This is a genomic window from Marinilactibacillus sp. 15R, from assembly GCF_001895285.1.
GTDB classification, from domain to species: Bacteria; Bacillota; Bacilli; order Lactobacillales; family Carnobacteriaceae_A; genus Marinilactibacillus; species Marinilactibacillus piezotolerans.
Genome location: NZ_CP017761.1, coordinates 391,344 through 409,611 on the forward strand (window position 1 = coordinate 391,344; position 18,268 = coordinate 409,611).

Here is an 18,268-nt window from a genome sequence, read left to right on the forward strand (position 1 = left end):
CAGCTTTTTCTGATCACATTCTTTAGTTATCCTACCAACGGTAGTGAGCGAAAGCTTTGTTAGCTTCTGCCATACGGTGCATTTCTTCGCGTTTACGAACAGCTGCTCCAGTATTGTTAGCAGCATCCATGATTTCTTTAGCTAAACGATCTTCCATAGTTTTTTCTCCACGAAGACGAGAATAGCTTACTAACCAGCGTAATGCTAGTGTAGTACGACGATCTGGGCGAACTTCTACCGGTACTTGGTAGTTAGACCCCCCCACACGGCGAGCTTTTACTTCAAGAACTGGCATGATGTTCTTAAGTGCTTGTTCAAACACTTCGATTGGATCATTTCCAGTTTGTTCTTTAATTGCAGCAAATGCATCATATAAAATAGTTGAAGCTTTTCCACGTTTACCATCAACCATCAAGCGGTTGATCAAGCGAGATACTAATTTAGAATTATAAATTGGATCTGGTAATACGTCACGTTTTGTAACAGGACCTTTACGAGGCATGTAAATTCCTCCTTTCACTCAAATTGGTTTTAATGTTTAAATTAGCTAGGTTTTTTAGTACCGTATTTAGAACGGCCTTGTTTACGATCAGTAACTCCAGCAGTATCAAGCGCACCACGAACGATGTGGTAACGAACTCCCGGTAAATCTTTTACACGTCCACCACGAAGTAAAACAACACTATGTTCTTGCAGGTTGTGTCCTTCTCCAGGGATATACGCAGTTACTTCAATCATGTTAGATAAACGTACACGAGCATATTTACGTAACGCAGAGTTTGGTTTCTTAGGAGTCATTGTTCCTACACGAGTACAAACACCACGTTTTTGTGGAGAATATACAGTTGTCTGTTTACGTTTTTGTGTGTTATATCCTCTGTTCAATGCTGGTGATTCAGATTTTTCGATTTTTGATTTACGAGGTTTACGAATCAATTGATTAATAGTTGGCATTTTTTGTTTCCTCCTTCCGAATTTACTTATGTTATATGGTTTTTCTAGACCCACACATCCAGGTGGTTCATCAATTGGCAAAAGAAAGAATCGCTTGGTCAAGCGACTTTATTCAACCTGCCTGCAAATGAATATCCAAACATCAAGTTCGGTGTATCCAAATTTGAAAAAGCGCACCAAAAATCTGCGGCACAATAGCGGCTCTTGCGTTCCAGTCAGAACGACTGTTGACTCTAATGAGCTAAAACGATCTAGAACAGGAATCTGTAAACAAAAGCACCTCTAGCATAATAGCACGTCTATATAATGCTGTCAACATTCCATAGTATATTTTTTTGATAAATGATGAATTGAGGATGGGACAAAAGTCTTAACAAACAAATAAGATCCGCTGAAAATCTACTTGAGATTTCAGTGGATCTTATTTGTTTATGTAAGCAAAAGGAGCACGGCTTTGGTATAATATAATCACCACAAAAACATCATAGAAAGGGTGCTCCTTATGTATACTCAATATACCATGAACCAAACAACCTTGCCATTAGAAATGAACTGTTACTTACCAGAAAATCATATCGTCTACTCTATTCATCAAGTTGTGGAAGATTTAGATGACTCGCAATATCACTTAATTGAAAACGACTTTGGTCGCCCGGCTTATCACCCGAAAGTTTTACTCAAAGCGCTACTATTTGCCTATTCAGAAGGGATTTTTTCCGGTCGGAAAATCGAGAAAATGATGCAAGAAAATATAGCGATGCAATGGTTAACAGGTCAAACGTTAGTGTCTTATCGTACAATTAATCGATTCAGAGTGTCAGAAGTGACTAAGGCTATTTTACAAGATCTCTATTGCACGTTTTCTCTTCGTTTAAAAGAAGAAAAACTGATTGAAGGAAAAGCGCTATTTATAGATGGTACGAAGTTCGAAGCAGACGCCAATAAATATACCTTTGTTTGGAAGAAAGCCACGGATCAATTCTACTCTACTTTAAAAGAAAAAGAAATTCACTACTATGAAGAAGAGATCGCCCCACTCATCGATCAAGCGGTCGAAAGAGATCAAAATCAGGAGTTTACTAAAAAAGAAATTGAGGAACTATATGAACTTCTTCAAAAAGAGCTGGAAAAGATTGAAACAGAAATTAATCAGGAAAACGAAAAAGAAGTACTTAAGAAAAAGAAGAAAAAGCGTCGTTCCTTGAAAAAACATAGAAATAGATTGAAAAAGGACTTTATACCTAGAGAACAGAAATATGAAGATTACTACAGCACATTTGACGGTCGAAATAGCTTCTCTAAGACAGACAAAACGGCTACTTTCATGCGTATGAAAGACGATCATATGAGAAACGGCCAATTAAAGCCAGGCTATAATATCCAAATCGCAACGGAAAACCAGTTTGTTTTGCATACACAAGTCTATCCTAATCCAACGGATACAAGAACCCTTATCCCGTTTTTGCATTCGCTTCCTAAACCCATTCAACCGTCCACTTATATTGTGGCAGATGCAGGATATGGTAGCCAAGAAAATTTAAAATATTTAGAACGGTCCGGATGGACTGGCTTGGTTAAATACGGCATGTACGAAAAGGAACAGAAAAAGAAATACAGACTTTCGGATAGAAATAGAGAGAATTGGATTCACGATGAAGATCAAAATACCTATACACATCCTGATGGGACTATCTATGCGTACGGTTATGTTAGTAGGCAAAAAACAGATTCTGGATTTGTAAGATTGTCTCATATTTACCAATCGACGGATCCAAGTTACAAAAATGGGAGAAAATCATTTTCCATTAACTATGAGTACGAAGAACAAAAACTAAATATTAGAGAAAAGCTTTCGTCAGAAGAAGGGACTCAATTTTATGGTAAACGTAAAATTGATGTAGAACCAACTTTCGGACAGGTGAAGGCCAATTTGAGGTTCACTCGATTTTCAGTTCGTGGAAAATCGAATGTAGAAAATGAAACGAATCTGATCTTCATGGCTAATAACCTACGAAAATATAATAAAAGAAAGAAAAAATAGAATCATTCAGTAAGTAGAACCCCTGAGAGAATTGTATTCTACAATTTTCTCAGGGGTTCTCTATATTTAAAGACTTTCAGAGACTTTTGTCCCAGCCTCTTCATCAAAATTCATTTCGTTTTTAAGAGAAAGTTTTATTCTTCTGTTGATTGCGCTGCTTCATCATTAATGCTGTAAACATTTTCGCTTACAACACCAACACTTTTCGGTTTCATTTTGTTATATACTTTCATACCTGTTCCAGCTGGAATAGATTTACCGATAATAACATTTTCTTTCAAACCAATCAGTTTATCGTTTTTACCGCGGATAGCAGCATCTGTTAATACTCGTGTAGTTTCCTGGAATGAAGCAGCCGACAAGAAACTGTTGGTTTCAAGTGATGCTTTTGTAATTCCCAGCAATACCGGACGAGCAGTTGCCGGAAGCCCACCTGACATTAAAGTATCTCTATTTTTCTCTTTAAAGTCATGAATATCAATTAAGCTACCTGGCAGAATTGATGTATCGCCTGGATCAAGGATGCGTACTTTACGCAGCATTTGACGAACCATTACTTCAATATGTTTATCGCCAATTTCTACCCCTTGACTACGGTAGGCATATTGCACTTCTTGAAGCATATAGTTCTGTAACTTGATTACATTACTTACTCCCAATAATTCTTTCGGATCGATTGAACCTTCATTAAAGGCATCTCCACGTTCGATATAACTTCCTTCTTTAACTCTTAAGCGAGCATTGATTGGAAGAGTATACGTACGAGTATCTGTTGCACCTTTAACCATGATATCTTTTGTACGTTCTGAAGGATTTTCATCGATAGAAATAATTTCACCTGAAACTTCGGAAATCATTGCTTGACCTTTAGGATGGCGAGCTTCAAAGATTTCTTGTACACGAGGCAAACCTTGTGTAATATCATCTCCGGCAACACCCCCGGTATGGAATGTACGCATTGTCAACTGTGTTCCTGGCTCTCCGATTGATTGAGCAGCAATTGTTCCAACAGCTTCCCCAACTTCAACTTCACGACCAGTTGCCAAGTTGCGGCCATAACATTTCTTACATACTCCGTGATTTGTATTACAGTTGAATACAGAACGAATTGTTACTTCTTCAATTCCTGCTTCAATGATCTGTTTTGCAATATCTTCTGTAATCAAGTCGTTTTCAGCTACCATTACTACATTCGTTTCTGGATGTCTAACTGTTTTACGAGCGTAACGGCCAATGATACGGTCTTCTAGCGGTTCAATTTCTTCATTACCATCTTTAATTGATTTAACCAGGAGTCCTCGTTTTGTTCCACAGTCTTCTTCACGAATGATGACATCTTGTGCAACATCTACTAAACGACGTGTCAAGTAACCAGAATCGGCAGTTTTAAGCGCTGTATCCGTCATACCTTTACGAGCGCCGTGAGTAGAGATAAACATTTCTAAGACTGATAATCCTTCACGGAAATTAGAAGTGATCGGCAGTTCCATGATTCGTCCACTTGGAGCGGCCATCAATCCACGCATACCTGCAAGCTGTGTAAAGTTGGAAATGTTACCACGTGCTCCAGAGTCACTCATCATAAAGATGTTATTTCGAGCATCCAATGAATGCATTAAATGTTGTTGGATCGTATCTTTTGTCTTAGTCCAGACATCAATAACAGCTGTATAGCGTTCTTCTTCAGTAATCAGACCACGTCTGTGAGAAGCATTAATACGATCTACTTGCCCATGAGCTTTGTTTAAAATTTCTTCTTTTTCTTTCAAGTTAGAGATATCTGCTATCCCAACTGTAATACCAGATCTTGTAGAATATTTATATCCCAAGTTTTTCATAAGATCTAACATCTTAGAAGTTTCGGTAACATGGAATCGTTTAAAGACTTCTGCGATAACATTACCTAAATTTTTCTTCTTGAATGGCTCGATCGTTTCGTTCTCTTTAATATGCGCCGGAATATCGGTACCATAAGGAACAAAGTATTTATCTGGTGTTTGTTTTTCAAGGTTTGCTTGAGTTGGTTCATTTAAATAAGGGAATTCAGCTGGCATGATTTCATTAAAAATTAATTTCCCAACTGTTGTCATTAGATATTTATCACTTTGCCATTCAGTGAATGGTTTGTTTGGTAAAGCTGACACGTGAATCCCTACACGTGAATGCAAGTGTACATAACCACTTTGGTATGCCTGGATTGCTTCCGATGTGCTTGAGAAGATCATACCTTCTCCTTCACGCCCGGCTTCTTCCATAGTCAAGTAATAGTTTCCTAAAACCATATCCTGAGAAGGCGTAACAACTGGTTTACCATCTTTAGGATTCAAGATGTTTTGTGCACCAAGCATCAGAATACGTGCCTCTGCTTGAGCTTCATCACTTAGCGGAACGTGAACAGCCATTTGGTCTCCATCGAAATCGGCATTGTACGCTTCACATACTAATGGGTGAAGACGGATCGCTTTACCCTCAACTAAAATCGGTTCAAAAGCTTGGATTCCCAAACGGTGTAATGTAGGTGCTCGGTTCAATAGTACTGGATGCTCACGGATTACATCTTCAAGAACTTCCCAGATTTCTTCATCCATGCGTTCTACTTTACGTTTAGCATTTTTTATATTGTTTGCAATATCTCTTGCAACAAGTTCTCTCATTACAAATGGTTTAAATAATTCAATTGCCATTTCTTTCGGCAAGCCACATTGGTACATTTTCAAAGTAGGTCCTACTACGATAACAGAACGACCTGAATAGTCTACACGTTTACCAAGCAAGTTCTGACGGAAACGTCCTTGTTTCCCTTTCAACATATGAGAAAGAGATTTCAACGGGCGATTCCCTGGGCCTGTAACCGCACGTCCACGACGTCCGTTATCTACTAAAGCATCAACAGCTTCTTGCAGCATACGTTTTTCGTTTTGCACAATAATGTGTGGTGCATTGAGATCTAACAGACGTTTCAAACGGTTGTTACGATTAATAACCCGTCTGTACAAGTCATTCAAATCACTTGTAGCAAAGCGTCCACCTTCTAATTGAACCATCGGTCTTAATTCTGGTGGAATAACCGGAACTACATCCATAACCATCCATGAAGGGTGATTTCCAGAGTTACGGAATGCCTCAAGAATGTCTAGGCGACGAACAGCCCTCGTACGTTTTTGACCAGTAGCTGATTGTAATAATTCCTTCAATTCAGCAACTTCTTCTTCTAGATCTACATCATTTAATAAAGTTTTGATAGCTTCTGCACCAATTTCAGCACGAAACTCATTCCCATATTGTGCACGACGCTCACGATATTCGCGCTCTGTCATTAGTTGCTTCTTCTCAAGAGGTGTGTCTCCTGCGTCAGTAACAACATATGAAGCAAAGTAGATGATTTCTTCAAGTGCACGCGGGCTCATATCTAAAACAAGTCCCATACGGCTTGGAATACCTTTAAAATACCAGATATGTGTAACAGGAGCAGCTAACTCTAAATGTCCCATGCGTTCACGACGTACTTTAGATTTAGTTACTTCTACTCCACAACGGTCACAAACGATCCCTTTATAGTGAACTCGTTTATATTTCCCGCATGAACATTCATAATCTTTAGTTGGTCCAAAGATTCTTTCACAAAACAGTCCATCTTTTTCTGGTTTCAGTGTTCGGTAGTTAATTGTTTCTGGTTTCTTAACCTCTCCAAATGACCAGCTACGGATTTTATCTGGCGAAGCAAGTCCTATCTGGATACTTTCAAAATTATTTACATCGATCAAAGGGGCGACCTCCCTTTTGTTAGATTATCGAGCTGCCCTAAAGCTCCAATACAAAGCGGTGCTAAACAGTTCAGCAAGATCATCCGACAGCTTTATTAATAGGTGTCTATCATCTTGATTGAACTGTTCAGTTTACTCTGTATTTATAAAGTGTTGCAATTGAGTAAGGTAGATGATTATTCTGTTTCTTGTTCTTGGATTTCGATCATTGCTTCTTCTTCCGTACGTAATCTAGCTTCTTCAGCACGTTTGATATCTTGTTCCTTTTTCATTTCTTCTAAAGAATCTACGTTACCATAGTCATCATCTTCTTCTGTATCTTGAAGATCGATTGGTAAGTTTTCTATATCAAGAACTTTAAGGTCTAATCCTAGTGACTGTAATTCTTTTACCAACACTCGGAATGATTCCGGTACACCTGGACGCGGAATTGGCTCACCTTTTACGATAGCTTCATATGTTTTCACACGACCAACAACGTCATCTGACTTGTATGTCAAGATTTCTTGAAGTGTATAAGCAGCACCATAAGCTTCCAGTGCCCACACTTCCATCTCTCCGAAACGTTGTCCACCAAACTGGGCTTTACCACCCAATGGTTGTTGCGTAACTAAAGAGTAAGGACCAGTTGAACGGGCATGTAATTTATCGTCTACCATGTGGGCAAGTTTGATAAAGTACATAACACCTACAGAGACTTTATTATCGAACACTTCACCTGTACGACCGTCATACAATACAGTTTTCGCATCGTCGTCCATACCAGCTTCTTTGATTGTTTCCCAGATATCTTCCTCATGCGCTCCATCGAATACTGGAGTTGCAATGTGAATACCTAATTTACGTGCAGCCATTCCCATATGCAATTCGATTACTTGTCCAATATTCATACGAGATGGTACACCAAGTGGGTTCAACATAATATCTACTGGTGTTCCATCTGGCATAAACGGCATATCTTCTTCAGGAAGGATCAATGATACAACCCCTTTATTTCCGTGACGTCCAGCCATCTTATCTCCAACGTTGATTTTACGTTTTTGAACAATGAATACACGTACTAAGAAGTTGACACCTGGAGATAATTCGTCTCCAGCTTCACGAGTAAAGATTTTAACATCATGAACGATTCCGCCACCACCGTGTGGTACACGTAGTGATGTATCACGAACTTCACGTGCTTTTTCCCCAAAAATTGCATGCAGTAATTTTTCTTCTGCAGACAGTTCTGAAACACCTTTAGGGGTAACTTTACCAACTAGAATATCGCCATCTTGTACTTCTGCTCCGATCCGGATGATTCCACGGTCGTCAAGATGTTTTAGTGCATCTTCTCCGACGTTTGGTAATTCACGAGTAATTTCTTCAGGTCCTAGCTTTGTATCACGAGCCTCTGATTCAAATTCTTCAATATGAATCGAAGTGTACACGTCATCTTTAACTAAACGCTCACTCATGATGACCGCATCTTCAAAGTTATAGCCGTCAAATGTTGTAAAAGCAATCAGTGGGTTGCGGCCTAATGCCATTTCCCCATTTTCCATAGATGGTCCATCTGCTAAGATGTCCCCTTTATCAACTTTTTCGCCTTTACTTACTAATGTACGCTGATTATATGAAGTACCTGCATTTGAACGTTTAAATTTAGCAACGTTGTATCGATCTAATGATCCGTCTTCTCTACGAACGCGAACTTGTTTCGCATCAACATACTCTACAATTCCATCATGTTTTGCAATAATCGCTGCTCCAGAGTCACGTGCAGCAAGATGTTCAATACCAGTACCTACAAGCGGTGCTTCTGGCTGCATCAATGGAACTGCTTGACGCTGCATGTTCGCACCCATCAAAGCACGGTTAGAGTCATCGTTTTCCAAGAATGGAATACTTGCTGTCGCTACAGAAACAACTTGTTTAGGAGAGACATCCATGTAGTCAACTTTTGCTACATCAATTTCTTCGTTATTATTTTTCGTACGCGCAAGTACAATATCATTAGTAAATGTACCATCTGGATTTAACGGAGCATTTGCCTGTGCCACAACGTACAGATCTTCTTCGTCAGCAGTAAGATAACTGATTTCGTCTGTTACACGTAAATTTTCACGATCTACTTTACGGTAAGGTGTTTCAATAAATCCATATTCATTGATTTTAGCGTATGTGGATAAACTATTGATTAACCCGATATTTGGTCCCTCAGGTGTTTCGATAGGACACATACGACCATAGTGAGAATAATGTACATCTCGAACTTCATATCCAGCACGGTCACGAGTCAAACCACCGGGTCCAAGTGCAGATAGACGACGTTTATGCGTCAACTCACCTAGCGGGTTTGTCTGATCCATGAATTGAGACAGTTGAGAAGAACCAAAGAATTCTTTGATTGATGCAACAACAGGACGAATGTTGACTAACTGCTGCGGAGTTGTTGTAGACGTGTCTTGGATAGACATACGTTCACGTACAACACGTTCCATACGAGATAGCCCGATACGGAATTGATTTTGCAGCAATTCACCTACGGAACGGATACGTCGGTTCCCTAAGTGGTCAATATCATCTGTTTCGCCGATTCCTTCTTGTAAATTGAAGAAGTAACTCATCGAAGCAATCATATCTGCTGGTATAACATATTTTATTTCACGATCAGGATTTGCATTACCAATCACATTGATCACGCGATCGCTGTCTTTAGGTGAATACACTTTGATAACCTGCAGATTGATCGGTTCAGGAACTACACCTTCATCTGAAGGATGAATTGTAATACTACCCAAGCCATTATCTAAGTGAGGTCCAAGGTTATCCATTACATCACGTGTTACTTCCGTTCCTTCTTTTGCAAGTAGTTCTCCTGTTTCAGGGTCAACTAGATTTTCTGCTAGCGTCAAGCCCATCAAACGGATCTTAAGGTCTAATTTTTTATTTATTTTATAACGTCCTACTCGAGCTAAGTCATAGCGTTTAGGATCAAAGAAACGAGTAGTCAATAAACTCCTTGAAGAATCCGCTGTTTTAGGTTCTCCTGGACGTAGACGTTCATAAACATCTTTCAATGCTTCTTCCACACGAGAGTCAGCAGTGTTTTTGTGAACATCTTTTTCTAAAGTTGCTTTCAGACTTTCATTCGAACCAAACAAGTCCATAATTTCATCGTCTGATCCAAATCCTAATGCGCGAACTAATACACTTAAAGGAATTTTACGAGTACGATCAATTCTTACATTAGATAATCCTTTTGAGTCAGTTTCGTATTCCAGCCATGCTCCTCTATTAGGAATAACAGTAGAGCCAAAGCCTTCCATACCATTTTTCTCAACTTTAGGGCTAAAGTACACACCAGGTGAACGAACTAACTGGGAAACGATGACACGTTCAGCACCGTTGATAATGAAAGTTCCTTGTTCAGTCATCAGCGGGAAATCACCAAAGAATACTTCTTGTTCTTTAACTTCCCCTGTTTCTTTATTGATTAACCGTAATTTTACATATAATGGTGCAGAGTAATTAGAGTCGTGCTGTCTTGCTTCATCGACTGAATATTTCGGTGCTTGTAACTGATAGTCAGTAAACTCCAGTGAAAGATTTCCAGAAAAGTCCTCAATAGGCGAAATGTCTTTGAACATTTCTCTTAGTCCATCTTCTAAAAACCATGTGTATGAATTTGTCTGTATTTCTGTCAAATTCGGGAGTTCCAGCACTTCGTTGATTCGTGAATAACTTCTTCTTACACGGTGTTTACCGTAGTTCACATTATGGCCTGCCAAACTTTTTCACCCCTCGTTAGTATTCAATGCATGGCTTCTTTTGATCTTAAAAACTAAGTGTTACAATTTGGTAACAATTATTTCTATTTGTTTAAATCGTAACTATTTTAGGTGTTTTAGACCAAAAAAAATACAAAAGATGTGTGATAAATTGATTGATTCATTCTCACGTTCTTTTGTTTATCATATAGAATACCGTACGGACAATATTTCGCACAGTCTTCCATTACATACATTGTTTAGCGTCTACTAATTGTACACAATACAAAGAAGACTGTCAAGAAATTCTTGAGAATTTTGACAATCTCCTTTATACATCAATTTTTATTTCTTTTGCGATTGAAGAATCCAATATCCACTATCTAATGAAATTCTTTCCACATTCCCGAACACTGTCTCCATTTTTTTCTGTGCACTAGGCGCCCCTTGTTTTTTCTGGATAACAATCGTTAAATAGCCGCCTTTTTTCAAATGAAGGCTCGCTTCTTCGAGTACGGCATGAACAGTTTTTTTTCCTGCTCGGATAGGTGGGTTAGAGAAAACTCCCGCAAACTCTTGGTGTCTGACGTTTTCGTAAAGTGATGAAGCATAAATAGATACATTTTCAATTTGATTGTCAGCTGCATTTTTTTGTGCCAGCGCCAGAGCTCTTTCGTTGATATCTACCATCTCCACACTTCTTGAAGGATCAAGTTTTGCCAGTGTCAATCCAAGAGGACCGTATCCACATCCTACGTCTAGCAGCTTTCCTGCGGGATAGTCAGCCAGTTCGACAGCATTCAGCAGCACTTGCGTTCCATAATCCACTCGTTCTTTTGAAAAAACACCGGAATCAGTAGTGAAAGCCAATTTGTATCCTCTTAATTCAGCAGTCCACGACTGGGGCTGATTTTTTGATTGAGGAGAATTTGTATAGTAATGATCACTCATATTTATTTATACCATCTTTCTAGGGTCTGTGTACTTATCAAAATCTTTTTCTGATAAAAGGCCGGAACTCAAAACAACTTCCTTCAATGTTTTACTTTGTTCATAAGCTTGTTTAGCGCACTGGCTCGCTCTATCATAACCGATGACTGGTGCAAGCGCGGTAACCAGCATCAATGACCGATCAACATATTGTTTCATTTGCTTTTTATCTGCTTTCAGTCCTATCAGACAACGCTGATTGAAACTGTCTAGACTATCTGCTAAAAGAGTAATCGATTGTATAGTATTATAGATAATCACTGGCATATAAACATTCAATTCAAAATTCCCCTGAGATGCCGCTATACCAACTGTAGTATCGTTTCCCATGACCTGTACGCAAACCATCGTTAACGCTTCAATCTGCGTAGGGTTTACTTTTCCAGGCATGATTGAACTGCCAGGTTCATTGGCAGGTAAAGTAATTTCTGAGAACCCTGTACGAGGACCGCTTGCCAGCCATCTGATATCATTAGCCATTTTCATGACATTCGCAGCCAGTGCTTTTAATGCCCCATGAAAAAAAACAAACTGATCTTTACTAGATAATCCGTGAAACTTATTTTCTTTTTGTACAAAAGGTTCATTAGTCCAACGTTTCATCATTTGAATAGCTTTTTCCGGAAAATCAGGATCTGTATTCAATCCAGTACCTACCGCTGTTCCACCTAATGGTAATTCATACATCCACTTAAGTGCATCGTTTAGCATTCTCTCGTTATATTCCAGCATTGTTAGCCAGCCGCTTATTTCCTGACCAAACGTCATAGGTGTAGCATCCTGCAAATGAGTTCGCCCGATTTTGAGTGTATCTTTGTAAACATCTGATAATCCAGCCAGTGTCTCTTTAACTTTTTCTAAAACTGGCAGTAAGCGTTCTTTAACTTTTAATACTACAGCTATTTGCATTGCTGTGGGAAATGTGTCATTTGAACTTTGGCTTTTATTAACATCATCATTTGGATGTAGCCAATTCTTTTGCTGTTTTTCTTCGTTACAGACATATGATATAACTTCATTTAAATTCATGTTCGTCTGCGTTCCACTACCAGTCTGCCATACAGACAAAGGAAACTCTTCATCTAACATGCCCCAAATCAGCTCATCACATACATCTGATATAGCTTCCGCCTTATCCCAATCTAATAACTCAAGCTCCGAATTTGTTAGAGCAGCTGCTTTTTTAATCAATCCAAATGCCTGGATGAGTTCTAACGGCATCTTTTCTTTTCCAATTGGAAAATTTTTCAAACTTCTCTGCGTCTGCGCACCCCATTTTTTTGAGGCAGCTATCCGAATTTCTCCTAAAGTATCTGATTCGATTCTTTCCATCATTTATTTGCACACTTTCTAAGTCATTTTTAAAACATATGGTGAATTTCCTCTGCCTACTATTTTTCCATTAAATAAATATACTATTCTGAAGTTACTTTTCATTTTACCGCAATTAAAAAAAATATCAAAAAGTATTACTATTTTTTATCAAAAAATAAAAAAAGAAGATGCTTCTGCAACTTCTTTTCACTAAAATAGTATTTAAATTTCTGCTTCAAAAGGTTCTTCTCGAGGAAGAATCTGATTCAAAATAACCCCGGTAATAGCACTCAATGCCGTACCAGAAAGTGTAACAATACCTGCAAAATCTAAAACTGCTCCGCCTAACCCAACGACTAGCATCGAACTAGCAATTATTAAATTTCGTGACTGATTAAAATCAACCTTATCCTCAATCATGACCTTCAAACCATTACTTGCGATAACTCCATAAAGAAGGATCGACATTCCTCCTAAAACGGCATTGGGAATTGTTGAAATCAACGCTGTGAATTTTCCTAAAAAGCTTAACCCAATGGCGATAAATGCGGCATTTCGGATAACAGAGACAGAAGCTACCCGAGTCATACCGATTACACCAGTATTTTCTCCATAAGTAGTATTAGCAGGACCTCCGAAAAACGCTGAAACAGCTGTCGCAGCACCATCTCCAATTAGAGTTCTAGACAGACCAGGTTTTTTCAAAAATGGTCGATCAACAATCTTCCCTAAAACAGTATGGTCCCCAATATGTTCAGCAATCGTTACTAAAACAATTGGTAGAATCGCCCATGTCTCAGGACCAAAATAGAAATGATAAGAATTGAATGTACTATTTTCGAATGGTAGATAAATTTCTGGAAAAGCTAACCATTTTGCTTCCAAAACTGGGTTAAAGTCTACTATTCCCAGTACAACAGCAATAAGGTATCCAGCTATAATCCCTGTTAGAAAAGGAATGATTTTGAAAAATCCTTTTGCTTTAGTATTAATGAATGCTGTAATCAAGAATGTAGAGATAGCTATTATGATGTTTCTCCAATCCGAGTCCGCTACAAAACCTGCATTTTGGACAGCATTGCCAGCAAGACCCAAACCAATTACCATGATCATCGGACCAATCACAATAGGCGGAAGTAAATGGTCGATCCATCTTGTACCTATAACTTTAACTAACCCAGCAATAAGAATATATGTCAGTCCAACTAATACAATACCTGTTTGAGCTGCACTGATGTCCCCACCCATCTGTTCAATCGCAATTTGCATGGCTGCAATATAGGCAAATGACGAACCTAAGTATACAGGAACTTTCGCTTTAGTTGCGATCTGATAAATAATTGTTCCTACTCCACTAGCCAAAAGAGCTACGGATACTGGTAACCCTAGTAAGATTGGAACTAGAATCGTTGCCCCGAACATTGCAAAAACGTGTTGTAAACTTAAAAATAACCCTGTTCCTAAAGCCGGTTTATCTTCTATATCTAATATCAATGATTGCTTTTGTACTGCCATTCACTATCTTTCCTTCCCCGTTGTAAGATTAGGTATTTCCTTAATTTTTCGTAAAAAAATACCCTTTGCTTTTATGCAAAAGGACCTAGAAATTCGATGGAAATCGCCTACTCTTCGCCTCTACTCTTCAGACATTTCTATAAATCAGTTTGCCTAATTATAGTTGAGGGAGAAAAGTAATGATATAAAGCTTTCCATCCTTTTTTACCTCACAGGGTAAAATTTAAAGGAGTTTTGCTTTAGTTATTGTAGCAATTTTAATAGTAGGTTGCAACCTAAAATTGAGCGACCTGAATTTGCTTCCTGCCGTTTATCAGGAAGATCCTTGCTTCCTGCTGGCGGAAATCACACAATCTATAACGATAACGGCTCGCAATAATAATTCTTTCTGACTGTTATCTTGAATATCGATCGCATAAGAATCTCCCCAAGACAACCACTTTTTACTGATATCTGCGACTACTTTTTCCCGTTCCCTGATTACATAATCATGAGCCATGACTGACCCCTCTATATCCCAATCCGGTCCATTGATAGAATAATCATTTTTAAAAAATCTAAATTCTTTTTTGATTGTTGCGACAAGTTCTCCTTGTTGATAAATATCGAATTCCGGAAGAAATCTCCAGATTTTCTGTTCAATGTACAAGATTTCTTCATTATTTGTATTGTAAATATGTAATTTACTTCCGAGTGTGAAAAGTTTCCCTTCTACATAGTAGGCATCTTGCTCATCTTCATTTTTAACTGTAAACTGCTCTTTGAGCGAAAACACTTTTTGTTTAATATAGTATTTCACAATCAAAACTCCTTTAATTTAATGGGTTTATCTCCATTATAAAGAAAACCACAAAAAAGGCCATATCGTAAAAATATGACCTTTCAGTTATTTTATTTCAGTTTTCTTTCTAGATTAGCTCTAGCCGACACATTTGCAACTAAACCTACAGATGCAGATAAAATCAGCATACTAGATCCTCCATAACTTAATAACGGGAAAGTCATCCCAGAAATCGGCAAGAGTCCAATTACGCCACCTACGTTGATTGTAGCTTGTATCAAAAATAGCGTAGCAATACCGATACACATCATAGATTCAAAACTTTTTTTAGAGCGGATTCCGATTAGATACATTCTAGAAATCATTAAAGTCGCTAGTCCTAAAACAAATAAAATTCCTAAAAGTCCTAATTCTTCTCCAGTAATTGATAGAATAAAATCAGTATATGGCTCCGGAAGATAACCAGTTTTTTGGACACTATTACCGATTCCAACTCCAAAGACTCCACCTCTGCTTAATGCATAATAGGACTGAACAAGCTGTAATCCAGCACCTTCCGCCAAGGCAAACGGATCCCAAAAAGCCAGAAACCGCTGATATTGATAGTCTTTTAAGAATGGTAAGCTTTCACCGAAGCGCCTAACAATTTCTAATATTCCAAATAAAAATACTGTTCCTGAAAAACCAAAGAGTAAGCCAAGCCTTGCAGAAACACCACTTGAAAATAACAAAATGATGCTAATTCCTAAAATAACAACCGCTGAACCCGTATCCGGCTGAATCAGTATCAATGCAACAATAAATCCAACTAATATGCTTGGCGCCATAATTGAATTCCAAAAATCATTCGCAATAACATGTTGTTTTTTTGATAAGATATACGATAAATACCAAATGACGATCAGTTTTGCAAATTCAGCTGGCTGGATATTGAATAAGGGGGTTTCAATCCATCCTTTTGCTCCATTGATCTCTCTACCGAAAATAAGCAAGAGCATTAAGGTTACGATGATTGCTAAAACGACCAGCATAACGAACTTTTTCTTTTTAAGTAATCTAAAGGGAAAGATAAATCCTGCAAAAGCAAATAATAATCCCAGCCCCACAAACATGAATTGTCTAATAAAATAAAATTGAGGATTCCCATACTCCTGCAAAGCCACATAACTACTTGCACTATATACCATTACAATACTGAACAATGATAATATCAAAAAGGGAATTACAAGATATTTATCTACGTGCTTCAATCTATCTTTTAACATCTCAGCAACTCCCCCTTACCTATTTTTAACTTCCATTTTATTATGCACCTGAATGAAATTCTTCTCCGTCTCCGGAAAAGAAATACGATTTGTGGTGATAGCGCATGGACATCAGCAACCCTATCGCCATCATATTGCCTAGTAAAGAAGATCCCCCTTGAGAAATAAATGGTAATGGGATGCCCGTCATAGGAAGCAAGCCTACACTCATTCCAATGTTTTCCAGCACATGGAAGGCAATCATCATGATAACGCCTGTTGCAATATAAGCATAGAATTCATTTTTGGTATCATAAACAATTTTAACCATATGATAAATCAAAACGAAATAAGTCAATATGAGTATTGCGCCACCAACAAATCCAAAATTTTCACCTACAGTTGAGAAGATCATATCTGATTCTCTAACCGGGATATTGACTTCAGTGACACCCAGACCTTTACCAAATATTCCGCCGGATCCAATCGCTTTAAATACTTGAGTAATCTGATATGCAGCATTAGAAGTATCCTGATATGGATTCAGCCAAGTTTCTATACGCGCAAGCTGATATCCGCCAAATCCCATCTGTATGAGTAATTCACGATTATACGTTACTAATAGTATTAACGTAATCCCAGCACCTGCAACTAAAGTAAAAGCTGGAAGCAAGATTTGCCATTTGATTCCAGACAGTAAAATTATTCCAACGAAAACAGCTAGGTATACAAGCGTTGTACCTAAGTCATTCTGAAATAACACTAAGGCAGATGGTATAGCAGCAAAAAGCGTTAATTTTCCTATTAGTTTAAAATCACTTGCATAATCTCGATAATTGTAATAATTGTTATGTCTGGTCACAATTTTAGATAACATCAGTATATAAGGTATCTTAACGAATTCTGATGGCTGGACAGTCCCAACGGCTGGGATTCTAATCCAAGATCTTGCTCCTGTAGCGGCTTGTAGTTGTCTATCATACAGTAATGTTGTTAAAATCAGCAATATGATACCCGCTATATACAAATAAGTTGTCATTTTCCATAACTGTTCAGAATCAAACTGCATAATAATGGCTACTGCAACAGCTCCTAAAACATACCAAGCAATTTGCATGATTGTAGGTCTAATTCCAGCATCTTCCATAAGTGCGGTCGTTGAGTAAATCATAACGATACTAAATAATCCAAGAAGCATAACAGTCAGAATAATACCATAGTCTATCCGCTGCACATTTTTGTCGTTACTCATTTCTTAATTCTCCTTTGCATTTCACAAATACTGGTATGCATCTAACATTTAAATCAAAAAGAGTTTTATCCTCTTCAAAAAAACATTTTAACAGATTCGATTCCCTTTTAATAGGTTTCCTGTACAATTAGCATGAAATTGCCATATAATTGCCAATAATTCTTGATTTTTTACCTTAGAAAACAAAAAAAGCATCCACCATTTTGATTAGAAAATCAAAATAGAGATACTTTTTTGTGAGCAAGTCAATTCACTGACTCTTTTACAACCAGTAACTAGCACAGTAGAGTTAAATTATTTAACTTCTACAGATCCGCCAGCTTCTTCGATTTTAGCTTTAAGTTCTTCAGCTTCTTCTTTAGAAACGCCTTCTTTAATTGCTGAAGGAGCGCCATCAACTAATGCTTTAGCTTCTTTCAAGCCAAGACCAGTAGCTTCACGAACTGCTTTGATTACTTTAATTTTAGCAGATCCAGCACTTGTTAATTCAACTGTAAATTCAGTTTGTTCTTCTGCAGCACCTTCTGCTGCTCCTGCAGCTGCAACTGGTGCTGCTGCTTCAACGCCAAATTCTTCTTCGATTGCACTAACTAAGTCGTTTAATTCAACGATTGTAGACTCTTTCAAGTCAGCAATGATTTTTTCAATATCTAATGCCATT

Annotated in this window: 12 protein-coding genes; 1 reads left to right on the forward strand and 11 read right to left on the reverse strand. The window is 38.0% G+C overall.

Translation table 11 applies throughout. The annotated features are described in order from the left end of the window. Positions 1–31 precede the first annotated feature (31 nt). The gene (rpsG, locus tag BKP56_RS01870) at positions 32–502 is read right to left on the reverse strand and encodes a 30S ribosomal protein S7 (RefSeq protein ID WP_072693481.1); all 471 of its coding nucleotides are present in this window, start codon (positions 500–502) and stop codon (positions 32–34) included. 41 nt (positions 503–543) lie between these two features. Continuing rightward, positions 544–954, reverse strand: a complete 411-nt coding sequence (gene rpsL / locus BKP56_RS01875) for a 30S ribosomal protein S12 (RefSeq protein WP_072693482.1) — start codon at positions 952–954, stop codon at positions 544–546. Positions 955–1,456: 502 nt separating this feature from the next. On the opposite strand from rpsL, the gene BKP56_RS01880 reads away from it, so the two are divergent. Next, on the forward strand, positions 1,457–2,995 hold the full coding sequence (locus tag BKP56_RS01880; RefSeq protein ID WP_072693300.1) for an IS1182 family transposase: 1,539 nt from the start codon (positions 1,457–1,459) through the stop codon (positions 2,993–2,995). Between the two features lie 134 nt (positions 2,996–3,129). Here the strand turns inward: BKP56_RS01880 and rpoC are convergent, their stop codons facing one another. The 9 genes from rpoC to rplL form a co-directional block, all read right to left on the reverse strand. Beyond that, positions 3,130–6,759 (reverse strand): DNA-directed RNA polymerase subunit beta', encoded by a 3,630-nt coding sequence (rpoC, locus tag BKP56_RS01885; protein ID WP_072693483.1) that lies wholly within the window; start codon positions 6,757–6,759, stop codon positions 3,130–3,132. A 176-nt stretch (positions 6,760–6,935) separates the two neighbouring features. After that, on the reverse strand, positions 6,936–10,532 hold the full coding sequence (gene rpoB, locus BKP56_RS01890) for a DNA-directed RNA polymerase subunit beta (RefSeq protein ID WP_072693484.1): 3,597 nt from the start codon (positions 10,530–10,532) through the stop codon (positions 6,936–6,938). Between the two features lie 324 nt (positions 10,533–10,856). Continuing rightward, a complete protein-coding gene (locus BKP56_RS01895) occupies positions 10,857–11,462 on the reverse strand; it encodes a class I SAM-dependent methyltransferase (RefSeq protein WP_072693485.1) in 606 nt (201 codons plus the stop codon). 6 nt (positions 11,463–11,468) lie between these two features. Continuing rightward, the gene (gene fumC, locus BKP56_RS01900; RefSeq protein WP_072693486.1) at positions 11,469–12,836 is read right to left on the reverse strand and encodes a class II fumarate hydratase; all 1,368 of its coding nucleotides are present in this window, start codon (positions 12,834–12,836) and stop codon (positions 11,469–11,471) included. Positions 12,837–13,037: 201 nt separating this feature from the next. Next, complete coding sequence (locus BKP56_RS01905) at positions 13,038–14,330, reverse strand: uracil-xanthine permease family protein (RefSeq protein ID WP_072693487.1); 1,293 nt, start codon at positions 14,328–14,330, stop codon at positions 13,038–13,040. Positions 14,331–14,643: 313 nt separating this feature from the next. Further along, positions 14,644–15,129, reverse strand: a complete 486-nt coding sequence (locus tag BKP56_RS01910) for an LURP-one-related/scramblase family protein (RefSeq protein WP_177206292.1) — start codon at positions 15,127–15,129, stop codon at positions 14,644–14,646. 92 nt (positions 15,130–15,221) lie between these two features. Then, on the reverse strand, positions 15,222–16,376 hold the full coding sequence (locus tag BKP56_RS01915) for an FtsW/RodA/SpoVE family cell cycle protein (protein ID WP_072693488.1): 1,155 nt from the start codon (positions 16,374–16,376) through the stop codon (positions 15,222–15,224). A gap of 40 nt (positions 16,377–16,416) precedes the next feature. Then, positions 16,417–17,607 (reverse strand): FtsW/RodA/SpoVE family cell cycle protein, encoded by a 1,191-nt coding sequence (locus BKP56_RS01920; protein WP_072693489.1) that lies wholly within the window; start codon positions 17,605–17,607, stop codon positions 16,417–16,419. A gap of 294 nt (positions 17,608–17,901) precedes the next feature. Next, positions 17,902–18,267, reverse strand: coding sequence for a 50S ribosomal protein L7/L12 (rplL, locus tag BKP56_RS01925; RefSeq protein WP_072693490.1), 366 nt, complete (start codon positions 18,265–18,267; stop codon positions 17,902–17,904). Between the last annotated feature and the right edge of the window lies 1 nt (position 18,268).

Coding starts and splice junctions, on each gene's coding strand:
- BKP56_RS01905 (WP_072693487.1), bottom strand. CDS start 14,330: ATGGCAGTACAAAAGCAATCATTGATATTAGATATAGAAGATAAACCG.
- BKP56_RS01895 (WP_072693485.1), bottom strand. CDS start 11,462: ATGAGTGATCATTACTATACAAATTCTCCTCAATCAAAAAATCAGCCC.
- BKP56_RS01920 (WP_072693489.1), bottom strand. CDS start 17,607: ATGAGTAACGACAAAAATGTGCAGCGGATAGACTATGGTATTATTCTG.
- rpsL (WP_072693482.1), bottom strand. CDS start 954: ATGCCAACTATTAATCAATTGATTCGTAAACCTCGTAAATCAAAAATC.
- BKP56_RS01915 (WP_072693488.1), bottom strand. CDS start 16,376: ATGTTAAAAGATAGATTGAAGCACGTAGATAAATATCTTGTAATTCCC.
- fumC (WP_072693486.1), bottom strand. CDS start 12,836: ATGATGGAAAGAATCGAATCAGATACTTTAGGAGAAATTCGGATAGCT.
- BKP56_RS01880 (WP_072693300.1), top strand. CDS start 1,457: ATGTATACTCAATATACCATGAACCAAACAACCTTGCCATTAGAAATG.
- rpsG (WP_072693481.1), bottom strand. CDS start 502: ATGCCTCGTAAAGGTCCTGTTACAAAACGTGACGTATTACCAGATCCA.
- rplL (WP_072693490.1), bottom strand. CDS start 18,267: ATGGCATTAGATATTGAAAAAATCATTGCTGACTTGAAAGAGTCTACA.